Genomic DNA, 13,600 nt, shown 5'->3' on the forward strand with positions numbered 1-13,600 from the left:
GATGCACGCAGGCCGACCTTGCCGTGAATCGCCGGAGCGCTCAGGCCTTTCCAGCCCTTCTCCAGGACGAAGCCACGGATGTCGCCGGCATCGTCCTTACCCCAGACCACGAACACGTCGGCGATCGGGCTGTTAGTGATCCACATTTTCGCGCCGGTCAGGCTGTAGCCGCCTTCGACTTTGCGTGCACGGGTGATCATCGCGCCCGGGTCGGAACCGTGGTTTGGCTCGGTCAGGCCGAAGCAGCCGATCCATTCGCCGGACGCCAGTTTCGGCAGGTATTTCTGTTTCTGGGCTTCGGTACCGAATTCGTTGATCGGCACCATCACCAGCGAGGACTGCACGCTCATCATCGAGCGATAGCCGGAGTCGACCCGCTCCACTTCACGAGCAATCAGGCCGTAGCTGACGTAGTTGAGGCCGCTGCCACCGTACTGCTCAGGGATGGTCGCGCCCAACAGGCCGACTTCGCCCATTTCGCGGAAGATCGCCGGATCAGTCTTCTCATGACGGAAAGCTTCAAGAACACGCGGCGCGAGCTTCTGCTGAGCGAACTGCTCGGCGGTGTCGCGGATCATGCGCTCTTCTTCGGTGAGCTGTTGATCCAGCAGCAGGGGATCGATCCAGTTGAAGCTAGCTTTACCGCCCATGAGTGTGTCCTCGTAAATCGGGTGAATTAACGTGGCATTGATCCTAGGCGCGGTTCGCCGTCGCGGCAAACGAGGATTTCGCATTCTGTTGTGCTAATTTCTCACTCCGAAACGTCGCGAAATGCCTTTTATGCGGCGCATTAGTGAGGTTGACGTACATGCGCAGGAAGATCCCCAGCACCACCGCCCTGATCAGCTTTGAAGCCGCTGCACGCCACGAGAGCTTCACCCGTGCCGCTGAAGAGCTTTCCCTCACCCAAGGCGCCATTTGCCGACAAATCGCCAGCCTTGAGGAATTCCTCAGCGTCGAACTGTTCCGACGTTCGCGACGGGGAGTGAAACTGACCGAAGCAGGACTTTCCTACAGTCGTCGGGTCGCAACGCAACTGGATGCAGTGGAGCGCGACACGTTGTCGGTGATGGGCCAGCAAGGCACCAATGTGATCGAGTTGGCGGTGGTGCCAACCTTCGGTACGCAATGGCTGCTGCCGCGCCTCAAGGATTTCCAGCTCAAGCACCCGGAAGTCACGGTCAACCTGACCAACCGCACGCGGCCCTTCCTGTTTGCCGACACTGAGTTCGATGCGGCGATCTACTTCGGCGATGCCGATTGGTCGGGTACCGAATACCACAGACTGATGGGTGAAAATCCGATGCCGGTGTGCAGCCCCGCCCTACTCGGCAACAAGACGCCTCTGACAGCCGATGAAATTGCCGATCTGCCGCTGCTGCAACAGACCACCCGCCCTTACGCCTGGCGACAGTGGTTCAACTCGCAACAGCTGAATATCCCCCGCGACATGACAGGTCCGCGCTACGAGCTATTCTCCATGCTCGCCCAAGCGGCCATGCACGACATGGGGATTGCGCTGATTCCACCGTTCCTGATTCAGCGCGAGTTGGCCGAGAAACGCCTGGTGATTGCTAACCCCCAGGCACTCTCCAGCATCAAGGCCTATTACTTGATGATTCCCGAACGAAAGGTCGAATCGGCGTCTCTGAAGGCTTTTCGTGACTGGCTGGTAAATCAGGCACAGAGCTACAGCCTTGAAGGCTAGGGGCTTTCAGCGCTTGCTGACCTCGTAGTCAGAAAAACCAAAGCCCTACAGATATAACTATTTGTCGCATATGCACAGACTGTATCCGAAAGTCGTACAGACGTCCTACAAGCGCCTGCGGACGTGGCTTTGAGCCTCCATTCACGACGCATTGCGGCCTATTCACGTCACCGATGAGAAATTTTTCCATATTGCGCCAGAATCCTTGCAGGGCACGGCCTGTAAGGGATTCGACCGGGCATGTGCGACATTCGGTCACGGCATGACTTGTAGTTAATTTTCCGTCACCCGTCATAATCCCTTGAAGGGCATAAAGTTCGCCTGCAAAATGCCGCGCCCCGCCCTGATTTGGCGGGATCGTGCTGATCGGCCGCCCCAGTCGCACCATCCGTAGTGCATGGGTTTACTCAATAAGATCACGCAGGAGATTTGACGTGCACATTGGTGTTCCTCTCGAAACCCAGACCGGTGAAACACGGGTTGCTGCAACCCCGGAAACCATTAAAAAGCTGATCAGCCAAGGTCATAAGGTCACTGTGCAAACCGGCGCCGGCGTTAACGCCAGTGTGGTCGACAGTGCCTATGAAGCGGCAGGCGCAACCATTGGCAGTGCCTATGACGCGTTTGGCGCCGAGCTGATTCTCAAAGTGGTCGCGCCAAGCGATGCCGAACTGACGCTGATCAAGCGCGGTACGGTATTGGTCGGCATGCTCAACCCGTTCAACAACGAAACCATCGCGAAGATGGCCGAGTGCGGCATTACCGCGTTCGCCCTCGAAGCGGCGCCGCGCACCTCGCGCGCGCAGAGTCTCGATGTGTTGTCGTCGCAGGCGAACATTGCCGGCTACAAGGCTGTGTTGCTGGCCGCTCACCACTATCCGCGCTTCATGCCAATGCTGATGACCGCTGCGGGCACCGTGAAAGCGGCGCGCGTGCTGATTCTTGGCGCCGGCGTGGCCGGGTTGCAGGCGATCGCCACGGCGAAACGTCTGGGTGCGGTGATCGAAGCGTCTGACGTACGTCCGGCGGTAAAAGAGCAGATTGAATCCCTCGGCGCGAAGTTCGTCGACGTGCCGTACGAGACCGATGAAGAGCGCGAATGCGCCGTCGGTGTCGGCGGTTACGCACGACCAATGCCGGCCAGCTGGATGCAGCGTCAGGCCCAGGCCGTGCACGAGCGCGCCAAGCAGGCTGACATCGTCATCACCACCGCGCTGATTCCGGGCCGCAAGGCACCGACGCTGTTGAGCGCGGACACCGTGGCGCAGATGAAACCGGGTTCGGTGGTCATCGACCTCGCGGCGGCTCAGGGTGGCAACTGCCCGCTGACCGTGGCTGATCAGGTCGTGGTCGAGAATGGCGTGACCATTTGCGGCCCGACCAATCTGGCCGGCGAAGTCGCTGCAGACGCTTCGGCACTGTACGCACGCAACCTGCTGGACTTCCTGAAGCTGGTCTTCACCAAAGAAGGCCAGTTCGACGTCAACCTCGAAGACGACATCGTCGCCGCGTGCCTGATGTGCCGCGACGGCCAAGTCATCCGCAAAAACGCCTAAGCAGGGATTCAGACGATGGAAGAGCTTATCTCCCCCGGTATCTACAACCTGATCATCTTCGTGCTGGCGATTTATGTCGGTTACCACGTGGTCTGGAACGTTACACCTGCGCTGCACACGCCGTTGATGGCGGTGACCAACGCCATCTCGGCGATCGTGATTGTCGGCGCCATGCTCGCGGCGGCATTAACTGTCACGCCGCTGGGCAAAACCATGGGCACCCTCGCCGTGGCACTGGCCGCGGTCAACGTGTTCGGTGGCTTCCTGGTCACCCGCCGCATGCTTGAGATGTTCAAGAAGAAAGCCCCGAAAGTAAAAGAAGAGGCGCCGAAGTAATGAGCATGAATCTCGTCACGACGCTCTACTTGATCGCGTCGATCTGCTTTATCCAGGCCCTCAAAGGCCTGTCGCACCCGACCACCTCGCGACGCGGCAACCTGTTCGGCATGCTCGGCATGGCGTTGGCGATCCTCACCACCGTCGGCCTCATCTATAAGCTCGGCGCTGAGCTCGCGACTGCCGGTATCGGCTACGTGATCGTTGGCCTGCTGGTCGGCGGCACGGCTGGTTCGATCATGGCCAAACGCGTTGAAATGACCAAGATGCCGGAACTGGTCGCCTTCATGCACAGCATGATCGGCCTCGCGGCAGTGTTCATCGCCATCGCTGCGGTGGTTGAGCCGCAATCGCTGGGCATCGTTAAACAGTTGGGCGACTCGATCCCGGCGGGCAATCGTCTGGAGCTGTTCCTCGGCGCGGCGATCGGTGCGATCACCTTCTCCGGTTCGGTGATTGCGTTCGGCAAGTTGTCGGGGAAGTACAAGTTCCGCCTGTTCCAGGGCGCACCGGTACAGTTCACCGGTCAGCACAAGTTGAATGCGGTACTGGGCCTGGCGACACTGGCGCTCGGCCTGACCTTCATGTTCACCGGCAACCTCACCGCGTTCGCGCTGATGCTGGCGCTGGCGTTCGTGATGGGCGTGCTGATCATCATCCCGATTGGCGGTGCAGACATGCCGGTCGTGGTGTCGATGCTCAACAGCTACTCGGGCTGGGCGGCGGCAGGTATCGGCTTCTCGCTGAACAACTCGATGCTGATCATTGCCGGTTCGCTGGTGGGTTCGAGCGGTGCGATCCTCTCGTACATCATGTGCAAGGCGATGAACCGTTCCTTCTTTAATGTACTGCTCGGCGGTTTCGGCAACACAGCCGATGCAGGCCCTGCCGGTGCGAAAGAAGCCCGCCCGGTAAAATCCGGTTCGGCTGACGACGCGACTTTCCTGCTGACCAACGCCGACACCGTGATTATCGTGCCGGGTTATGGCTTGGCAGTAGCGCGTGCACAACATGCGCTGAAAGAGCTGACCGAGAAGCTGACCCACCGTGGTGTGACCGTGAAATACGCGATCCACCCGGTTGCCGGCCGTATGCCGGGGCACATGAACGTCCTGCTCGCCGAGGCCGAAGTGCCTTACGATCAGGTGTTCGAGATGGAAGACATCAACTCCGAGTTCGGCCAGGCCGACGTGGTGTTGGTGCTCGGCGCGAACGACGTGGTCAACCCGGCCGCGAAGAACGATCCGAAGTCGCCGATTGCCGGCATGCCGATTCTCGAAGCGTTCAAGGCCAAGACCATCATCGTCAACAAGCGCTCGATGGCCAGCGGCTATGCCGGCCTGGACAACGAGCTGTTCTATCTGGACAAGACCATGATGGTGTTCGGCGACGCGAAGAAAGTCATCGAAGACATGGTTAAAGCGGTCGAATAATTCCCCGCTGCAACACCGAACGCCCCGACTTGTCGGGGCGTTTTGTTTGCGCAAACAGTCGGACAATTTGCCGCGTTGTTGCAGATCCAGTAACGGTGTTTTACTTGAAACCCGCTGAATAGACGCCTCGTTTGCGACCTTGGTAGCGGGACAGGCGCCCGTCATATTCACTAGACTGCGCATCCTGCTACTCGCTTCCCGAGATAATAATCCATGTACCGTGACCGTATTCGCCTGCCTTCGTTGTTGGACAAAGTGATGAGCGCCGCCGACGCAGCCGCTCTGATTGAGGACGGCATGACCGTCGGCATGAGCGGTTTCACCCGTGCCGGCGAAGCCAAAGCCGTCCCTCACGCATTGGCCGAGCGCGCCAAGGTCACGCCGCTGAAGATCAGCCTGATGACCGGCGCCAGCCTGGGCAACGACCTCGACAAGCAACTGACCGAGGCCGGCGTACTGTCGCGGCGCATGCCGTTCCAGGTCGACAGCACCTTGCGCAAGGCGATCAACGCCGGCCAGGTGATGTTCATCGATCAGCATCTGTCGGAAACCGTTGAGCAACTGCGTAATCAGCAACTGAAGCTGCCGGACATCGCGGTCATCGAAGCCGTGGCCATCACCGAACAGGGCCACATCGTGCCGACCACCTCAGTGGGCAACTCGGCGAGCTTCGCGATTTTCGCCAAACAGGTGATCGTCGAAATCAACCTGGCGCACAACGCTAATCTCGAAGGCTTGCATGACATCTATATCCCGACCTACCGCCCGACGCGCACGCCGATCCCGCTGGTAAAAGTCGACGACCGCATCGGCAGCACGGCGATTCCGATCCCGCCGGAGAAGATTGTCGCCATCGTTATTACCCAGCAGTCGGATTCGCCGTCCACCGTGTCGACGCCGGACGTCGATACCAACGCCATCGCCGAGCACCTGATCACCTTCTTCAAACAGGAAGTCGACGCCGGGCGCATGACCAACAAGCTCGGCCCGTTGCAGGCCGGGATCGGCAACATTGCCAACGCGGTGATGTGCGGCCTGATCGATTCGCCGTTCGAAGACCTGACCATGTACTCCGAAGTGTTGCAGGATTCGACCTTCGACCTGATCGACGCCGGCAAGCTGAGCTTTGCTTCGGGCAGCTCGATCACCTTGTCGGAGCGCCGCAACAGCGACGTGTTCGGCAATCTCGAGAAGTACAAAGACAAACTGGTGCTGCGTCCGCAGGAGATCTCCAACCACCCGGAAGTGGTGCGCCGCTTAGGCATTATCGGGATCAACACGGCGCTGGAGTTCGACATCTACGGCAACGTCAATTCCACCCACGTCTGCGGTACGCGGATGATGAACGGCATCGGTGGCTCGGGTGACTTCGCGCGCAACGCGCACCTGGCGGTGTTCGTGACCAAGTCGATCGCCAAGGGTGGCGCGATCTCCAGCGTAGTGCCGATGGTCAGCCACGTTGACCACACCGAGCACGACGTCGACATTCTGGTGACCGAAGTCGGCCTCGCCGACCTGCGTGGCCTGGCGCCACGGGAACGCGCGCGGGTGATCATCAATAACTGTGTGCACCCGGACTTCCGCCAGGCGCTCAACGATTACTTCACGGCGGCTTGTGCAATCGGTGGCCACACCCCGCACATCCTGCGTGAAGCGTTGAGCTGGCACATGAATCTGGAAGAAACCGGGCGCATGCTCGCTGTGTAATTCACACAGATAAACCGCTGATGCAAACACAGTTTGTGTCAGCGGACTCTCGCAAGCCCCCCCGCCTGACAAAAACTGTACTGCTGTACTGGTCATTTCCTACAGCATTTGCCTACCTTTCCTGACGAATTGAGCAAAAACGCACTACTTAAGTGCGGACAGGTACAGTTTGCTCTATTTCGACCCGTACACCGCCTATAAACAGTTAACTGGTCACTCACAATACAGTTGAACTGTATCTAGAGAGACTAGGCAAACGAGAGGATCATGGGCACCAGTCAAACCACTACCTGATCCCGCCACAAGCGGAAGGATGTCAACCATGGAACGTACACTCAGTTCCGAACTGTTCTTCGAAGACAAAGCTGCAAAAAACCAGGCTTCCATGCCTCTGCGCGTTCTCGCCAACCTGATGTTGTGGCAGCGCCGCATCTCCAGCCGCCACCAATTGGCCCGTCTGGATTCGCGTTTGCTGGCAGACGCCGGTATCAGCGAAGCTCAACGCTACGAAGAGCTGAGCAAGCCGTTCTGGCGCTAAACAGCGTCGCTGGCTCTGGTCGTTAGACCCACCGCCAGCAACCCGAATTGCACAAGCAAAACCCGTCGTGGGAAACCACGACGGGTTTTGTCGTTTCAGCCCCTGAAAAACCCAAACCAGTACAGTTCAGATACGCTGAATACCAACCAGTACAATTGTAGGAGCTGCCGAAGGCTGCGATCTTGTGATCTTGAAAATCCAAAGCAAAAGATCGCAGCCTTCGGCAGCTCCTACAGGTTTTTCGTCTGGATGCTGGTTTGGCGAACGCATCTGAGCCTAATATCCACACAGAACGTGGCGAATGATGCGCAACAGGCGTCTGACTCCTCAGATACCGAGCCACCTCTCAATACGGTTTATTCACAGGAGTTACATCATGTCCCGTCTTCGCCTGCTCAGCGCTGCTGCCCTTTTGGCCGTTGCTGCCAACGCCAGCGCCACCAGTTTCATCGTTACCACTGACGCCGTCGTCGGTGCGCTGAAATCTTCGTCCGACGCCACTTCCGATGTGACTTCGTCGTTCCGTGACGACAAAATCGTCCTCGCTGCCCGTGATGACGCGGCCAGCTTCGTCGCTACCCAAGGCGATATCCGTGGCGTGAAACTGGAAAGCGCGCTGGATCACATCCGCCACCAGGCTCCACAACTGAACGCGACCGACGCAGAGCTGGCTCAGGCCATCCTGACGATCTAATCGCTGCAAGGCATTACGGGACACGCCGGGCGTGTCCCGATGTTTCGAGACTGGCTCTGGCCCGGGCATTGCGCTAGCCTTGCGGCTCGCTAACAGTTACCGAGTCCGATGCGTTTTCTTCCAAATCTGCTGATCCCTTCCGTTTTGCTGAGCGCCTGTTGGGCGACGTCGGTCGATGCCTATGATGCTTTCAACGCGTCGACGCAAGGCATTGTCGTCAGTGGTTACGCCACCAGCATGGTGTCTTCCGCGCCTTTCGACCGTAAACTGCTGTTCGCCGCTCACGATGACGCGGCAGCGTTCGTGGCCAGTGACGGCCAATTGCGCGGGGCGCAGCTGGAATCCGCGCTGAATTACCTGCGTAAAAAACGGCCGAAACTTCATGTCTCTGACCTTGAACTGGCAGAAGCAATTCTCGTCCAATAGCTAACCTAGCCCTTAGTTAACCTGTCCCTCCGGAGTCGTTCCATGCGTAGCCCGCTGATTGCTGCCGCCCTTGGCCTGTTTTTGTTGGCCGACGTGGCCCAGGCGCACACCCTGGTAGCCACCAGTAACATCATCGTTCGTGCCTCCCAGCGCACCATCGATTTCACCTCCGACACCACCACCTCGATCCGCGACTCGAAAATCATCCGCGAAGCGCACGATGACGCCGCCAGCTTCGTCGCCACCAACGGTGATATCCGTGGCGCGCACCTTGAAGCCGCCCTCAACACATTGCGCACGCGCGTCCCGGAAGCCCGCGACGCCAGTGATCAGGTACTCGCCGAAGCCATCCTCGCACTGTGAAGTCACTCGGTGCCTGGCTGCTGGCCGGCGCGTTGTTGCTACTTGGCAACAGCGCCCACGCCGGCCTGCAATTGCGGCTCAAGACCGAAGGTCTGAGCCCCGCCCAACAACAGGCCAGCCAGGCGCTGATCGATGAGGCGATGCAAAAACTGCCGCCGAGCTTTATCGAGCGGCTGGATCGGCGCATCGATGTCGGCTGGACTGACGACATGCCCGCCAATGCCTACGGCCAGGCGACGCTGGTTGCCGAACTCGATCTGAACCGCAAACTGCTCGCCGGCCTCACCGATGGCAGCGCCGCGAAAGAAAAAACCAATCGCCCCCACGGCACTGTGCGCCAGGAATTGCTCGCCACGGTGCTGCACGAAATTACCCACATTTATGACCGCGCCCGCTTGTGGCCGGACGCCGAGCGCACGCTGATCCAGCGCTGCACCCGCCGCTTCAACAGCGCCGGGCTGATAGGCATCCCAGATGAATGCCGTGGCCAGAACGGCCGTCGTTTCACTCTCAGTGATGATCCGCGCTTGCTCGACCTCGCCGGTTGGCAGCAATACGTCGGCCGTCGCGGTGAGCGTGAGCAGCACAATCGGCAGATCGCCCGCAGCCCCGATCTCTACGAGATTTCCAGCCCGAAAGAGTTCGTCGCGGTCAACATGGAGTACTTCCTTCTCGACCCGAGCTACGCCTGCCGCCGCCCCGCGCTGTACCGCTATTACCAGCAACATTTCGGCTGGGCGCCACCGGCCAAAGACACTTGCAGCAAGACCTTCGCGTTTTTGAACGCCGGTAACGACTTCGCCAAACAACCACTGGGGCACGTCGATCCGGAGCGGGTTTACGCGGTTGATTACTTGCTCGCAGAGGCCAATCAGAACTGGGTCAGCCGCTGGGGCCACAGCATGTTGCGCCTGGTAATCTGCGCGCCGGGCCGTCCGCGTGGGCCGGATTGCCGACTCGATCTCGATCAGCATCTGGTGTTGTCGTACCGTGCCTTTGTCGGCGATGTGCAGCTATCGAGTTGGGACGGACTGGTCGGCAAATACCCTTCGCGACTGTTTGTGCTGCCGCTCGCACAGGTGATCGACGAATACACCAAGACCGAATTACGCAGCCTCGCCTCCGTGCCGATCAACCTGTCACGGGAAGAGATCGAAGGCGTGGTCGAACACGCTGCCGAGATGCATTGGAGCTACGACGGCAACTACTTCTTCCTCTCCAACAACTGCGCGGTGGAAGGTTTGAAACTGTTGCGCAGCGGCAGTGATAACAGCCGGTTCGTTGGACTCGACAGCATCATGCCCAACGGCTTGCTGGAAGTGATGAAGGGCCGTGGTCTGGCGGATACCAGCGTCCTCGATGATCCGAAAGAAGCGCTGCGTCTGGGTTATCGTTTCGACTCGTTCCGCGATCGCTATCAGGCGATGTTTGATGTGTTGAAGAAGCAGCTGCCGATCAAACAGACCACCGTTGAGGAATGGCTGTCGCTCACCGCCGAAGAACGCCGCGAGTGGTTCGAGCGTGCGGATCTGCGCACCAGCGCCGCGTTGTTGTTGCTGGAGCAGGCGAGTTATCGACGTCAGTTGTTGTTGGCGCAGGATGAGGTCAAGCAACGCTACCTCGGCGCGCGCGAGCTTGAAAATGGCGGTATGGACAAGGCCAACGCGACGTTGCAGGAAATCCTCGCTAACAGTGGTTTCCTCAGTCGCCCGGCAGAGCTTCTTGATAGTCGTGGTTATGGGTTGCCACAGCCGAGCGAGTTCAAGCGACTGGAAGATGAAAGCAGCCAGCGGCAGAAGAAGTTGCTGGTGCTGTCCGGGGATCTCGATGCGGAAGTGCGCAAGCTGCTGGAGCCGAAGCGCGCTGCCGAGATTGCGGCGAGTGAGGAGAACGTGAAGCAGATTGGCGCGCATTTGCGCAAATTGCACAAGGCCTCGGGTGGGCTGGAACTGCCCTGAACCTGATGCTGAGTGCATACCTTGTGGCGAGGGGATTTATCCCCGTTGGGTGGCGAAGCGGCCCCAAAATCAGCGAACCCGGTCAATCAGATAAACCGAGTCCGCTGAATTGCGACTGCTGCGCAGCCGAACGGGGATAAATCCCCTCGCCACAGGTGATGTGTGTCAGATCAATACAGGACGCCATCGAGGATTTCGTAAACGATCCCGGTGCCCACCGCGATCAGCACGATATCGCCGCCAGTCCGGCGCCATTCGTAGCCCGGATACACCGGCAAGCGACCCAACGCGCGACTGTCCAGACGCTCGCCGTAATAGCCGTGCGGCAACGGCCGGCCACGCTCCAGATGAATCCCCGGAGGCGGCGGCGCCCCGCGCACAAAGTAGCCATGATTGTCACGAATGGTCTGGCGCACCGGGCCAAAGTCGTGCGGTGGCGGGCCACCACGGTGGTTGTTCTGCGGGCCGTGGTGATCATCACCATGGTTGTCACCGCGGTTGTCGTGTTGGCCCTGCTGTGGGCCGCCGTGGTCGTGATCGTCGCGCTGATCGGCGCTGGCCAGCAGCGGCGTTGCACTGATCATCAGTACGCCCAGTCCGGCTATCAGACGTTTCGGCATTTTCATCGGGTCTTTCCTCACGGCACAAACAGCAAAAAGGGCTGCAGAACGATGTTCTGAAGCCCTCGGTCTTGCTGGATTAGTCTGCGCTTTGAGGTGCTAATTCCTCTGTATCAGGAACTTTACCTTCAGCTGACGCGGGCCTTACGCACGCCCTCGGAGAGTGCCGAGCACAGGCCCAGCACGCCGTCGATGGCCTGAGCCGGAGTGGTCGCATTGGCGATGTGATCGATCAACGCCGAGCCCACCACCACACCATCAGCCAGACGCGCGATGGCCGCCGCTTGCTCCGGCGTGCGGATGCCGAAACCGATGCTGATTGGCAGATCGGTGTGACGACGCAGACGGGTCACCGCCTCTTCGACGTGCTCCAGCGTCGCAGCGCCAGCACCGGTCACACCGGCCACCGACACGTAGTAAACGAAACCGGAGCTGCCATTGAGCACTCGCGGCAGACGCGCATCGTCAGTGGTCGGCGTGGTCAGACGGATGAAGTCCAGACCGGCAGCCTGCGCCGGATCGCAGAGTTCTGCGTTGTGCTCAGGCGGCATGTCGACCACGATCAGGCCATCGACGCCGGCCTCTTTCGCGTCAGCGATGAAGCGCTCAACGCCATACATGTGGATCGGGTTGAAGTAACCCATCAGCACCAGCGGCGTGTCGCTGTTGCCTTCGCGGAATTCGCGAACCATTTGCAGGGTTTTCACCAGGTTCTGCTTGGCGCCCAAGGCACGGATGTTCGCCAACTGGATCGCCGGACCATCGGCCATCGGGTCGGTGAACGGCATGCCCAGCTCGATCACGTCGGCGCCGGCACCCGGCAAACCTTTGAGGATCGCCAGCGAAGTGTCGTAGTCCGGATCACCGGCGGTGACGAAGGTCACCAGCGCGGCGCGGTTCTGTTCTTTGAGGTCGGCAAAACGGGTTTGCAGGCGGCTCATCAGTGTTTCTCCTGCTTAGACTGTTCCATGTGATGCATGACGGTCTGCATGTCTTTGTCGCCACGGCCCGACAGGTTGACCACCATCAGGTGATCCTTCGGCAGCTTCGGTGCGCGTTTGAACACTTCAGCCAAGGCGTGGGCGCTTTCCAGTGCAGGAATGATCCCTTCCAGGCGGCAGCATTTGTGGAACGCATCCAGCGCTTCGTCGTCGGTCACCGAGGTGTACTGAACGCGGCCGATGTCATGCAACCAAGCGTGTTCCGGGCCGATGCCCGGGTAGTCGAGGCCGGCGGAAATCGAGTGGGCATCGATGATCTGGCCGTCGTCGTCCTGCAACAGGAAGGTACGGTTGCCGTGCAACACACCCGGAACGCCGCCATTCAGGCTCGCCGCGTGCTTGCCGGTTTCAATGCCGTAACCGGCGGCTTCAACCCCGATGATCTCAACGCTCTTGTCGTCGAGGAACGGGTGGAACAGGCCCATCGCGTTGGAACCGCCACCGATGCACGCCACCAGGCTGTCCGGCAGACGACCTTCCTGCGCTTGCAACTGATCGCGGGTTTCCTTGCCGATCACGGCCTGGAAGTCGCGAACCATTGCTGGGTATGGATGCGGGCCGGCCACGGTGCCGATCAGGTAGAAGGTGTTGTCGACGTTGGTCACCCAGTCACGCAAGGCTTCGTTCATCGCGTCTTTCAGGGTGCCAGTGCCGGCAACAACCGGAATCACTTCAGCGCCCAGCAGTTTCATGCGGAAGACGTTGGCCTGCTGACGTTCGATGTCAGTGGTGCCCATGTAGATCACGCAATCCAGACCGAAACGTGCGGCGACGGTGGCCGTGGCCACGCCGTGCATGCCAGCGCCGGTCTCAGCGATGATGCGTTTCTTGCCCATGCGCCGCGCCAGCAGAATCTGGCCGATGCAGTTGTTGATCTTGTGCGCGCCGGTGTGGTTCAGCTCTTCGCGCTTGAGATAAATCTTCGCGCCACCGCAGAACTCGGTCAGGCGTTCAGCGAAATACAGGGGGCTCGGACGTCCGACGTAGTCGCGCTGGAAGTAGGCCAATTCTTCTTTGAAGGCCGGATCTTCCTTGGCCGCTTCGTATTCGCGGGCCAAATCGAGGATCAACGGCATCAGGGTTTCCGCCACGTAGCGGCCACCGAACGAGCCGAACAGGCCGTTATCGTCCGGGCCATTACGCAGATCAGAGGTGTTCGAAGTCTGGGTCATGAGTCGCTCCAGGTGAATTCGGGTGATAAGACAATGACGACCACTCTACCCCTGACCTTCTATGCTGAAAACCGATAAGATCGCCACA

14 protein-coding genes (1 of these 14 cut by a window edge) are annotated in these 13,600 nt (G+C 59.6%); 10 read left to right on the forward strand and 4 right to left on the reverse strand.

Features of this window, described 5'->3' with window-relative positions; translation table 11 throughout:
* Window positions 1-650: the 5' portion of an acyl-CoA dehydrogenase gene (locus ACZZ0D_RS23640; RefSeq protein ID WP_159813315.1), read on the reverse strand. 532 nt of this gene lie to the left of the window's left edge; only the first 650 of its 1,182 coding nucleotides appear in the window; it begins with the start codon at window positions 648-650; its stop codon lies off the left edge, out of view.
* Between the two features lie 158 nt (window positions 651-808).
* On the opposite strand from ACZZ0D_RS23640, the gene ACZZ0D_RS23645 reads away from it, so the two are divergent.
* The 10 genes from ACZZ0D_RS23645 (at window position 809) to ACZZ0D_RS23690 (ending at window position 10,719) form a co-directional block, all read left to right on the forward strand.
* The gene (locus tag ACZZ0D_RS23645; RefSeq protein ID WP_463554423.1) at window positions 809-1,708 is read left to right on the forward strand and encodes a LysR family transcriptional regulator; all 900 of its coding nucleotides are present in this window, start codon (window positions 809-811) and stop codon (window positions 1,706-1,708) included.
* A gap of 434 nt (window positions 1,709-2,142) precedes the next feature.
* Entirely contained in the window at window positions 2,143-3,264 is a 1,122-nt protein-coding gene (locus tag ACZZ0D_RS23650) for a Re/Si-specific NAD(P)(+) transhydrogenase subunit alpha (protein ID WP_463554424.1), read from the forward strand.
* Window positions 3,265-3,279: 15 nt separating this feature from the next.
* Window positions 3,280-3,600 carry an NAD(P) transhydrogenase subunit alpha part 2 gene (locus ACZZ0D_RS23655; RefSeq protein WP_003187417.1) on the forward strand — a complete coding sequence of 107 codons (321 nt, stop codon included), beginning with the start codon at window positions 3,280-3,282 and terminating at the stop codon, window positions 3,598-3,600.
* Window positions 3,600-5,033, forward strand: coding sequence for an NAD(P)(+) transhydrogenase (Re/Si-specific) subunit beta (locus tag ACZZ0D_RS23660; RefSeq protein WP_008081130.1), 1,434 nt, complete (start codon window positions 3,600-3,602; stop codon window positions 5,031-5,033). Before ACZZ0D_RS23655 ends, ACZZ0D_RS23660 begins: the two co-directional genes overlap by 1 nt.
* Window positions 5,034-5,246: 213 nt before the next feature.
* Entirely contained in the window at window positions 5,247-6,740 is a 1,494-nt protein-coding gene (locus ACZZ0D_RS23665; RefSeq protein ID WP_463554425.1) for an acetyl-CoA hydrolase/transferase family protein, read from the forward strand.
* A 322-nt stretch (window positions 6,741-7,062) separates the two neighbouring features.
* Window positions 7,063-7,278 carry a DUF1127 domain-containing protein gene (locus ACZZ0D_RS23670; protein WP_053116413.1) on the forward strand — a complete coding sequence of 72 codons (216 nt, stop codon included), beginning with the start codon at window positions 7,063-7,065 and terminating at the stop codon, window positions 7,276-7,278.
* Window positions 7,279-7,654: 376 nt separating this feature from the next.
* Window positions 7,655-7,972, forward strand: coding sequence for a DUF2388 domain-containing protein (locus ACZZ0D_RS23675; RefSeq protein WP_008081137.1), 318 nt, complete (start codon window positions 7,655-7,657; stop codon window positions 7,970-7,972).
* A gap of 108 nt (window positions 7,973-8,080) precedes the next feature.
* A complete protein-coding gene (locus ACZZ0D_RS23680) occupies window positions 8,081-8,398 on the forward strand; it encodes a DUF2388 domain-containing protein (protein ID WP_053116412.1) in 318 nt (105 codons plus the stop codon).
* Between the two features lie 42 nt (window positions 8,399-8,440).
* On the forward strand, window positions 8,441-8,761 hold the full coding sequence (locus tag ACZZ0D_RS23685) for a DUF2388 domain-containing protein (RefSeq protein WP_007911662.1): 321 nt from the start codon (window positions 8,441-8,443) through the stop codon (window positions 8,759-8,761).
* Complete coding sequence (locus tag ACZZ0D_RS23690) at window positions 8,758-10,719, forward strand: DUF7844 domain-containing protein (RefSeq protein WP_463554426.1); 1,962 nt, start codon at window positions 8,758-8,760, stop codon at window positions 10,717-10,719. Before ACZZ0D_RS23685 ends, ACZZ0D_RS23690 begins: the two co-directional genes overlap by 4 nt.
* Window positions 10,720-10,889: 170 nt before the next feature.
* On the opposite strand, the gene ACZZ0D_RS23695 is transcribed toward ACZZ0D_RS23690, so the two are convergent.
* From ACZZ0D_RS23695 to trpB, 3 genes are all read right to left on the reverse strand, one after another.
* Window positions 10,890-11,345: an anti-virulence regulator CigR family protein gene (locus ACZZ0D_RS23695; protein WP_463554427.1), complete on the reverse strand. Its 456-nt coding sequence runs from the start codon at window positions 11,343-11,345 to the stop codon at window positions 10,890-10,892.
* A 122-nt stretch (window positions 11,346-11,467) separates the two neighbouring features.
* Window positions 11,468-12,280, reverse strand: coding sequence for a tryptophan synthase subunit alpha (trpA, locus tag ACZZ0D_RS23700; RefSeq protein ID WP_159813327.1), 813 nt, complete (start codon window positions 12,278-12,280; stop codon window positions 11,468-11,470).
* Window positions 12,280-13,512, reverse strand: a complete 1,233-nt coding sequence (gene trpB / locus ACZZ0D_RS23705) for a tryptophan synthase subunit beta (RefSeq protein WP_038365117.1) — start codon at window positions 13,510-13,512, stop codon at window positions 12,280-12,282. The genes trpA and trpB overlap by 1 nt, the downstream gene beginning before the upstream one ends.
* Between the last annotated feature and the right edge of the window lie 88 nt (window positions 13,513-13,600).

The organism is Pseudomonas sp. AC193, assembly GCF_979258075.1.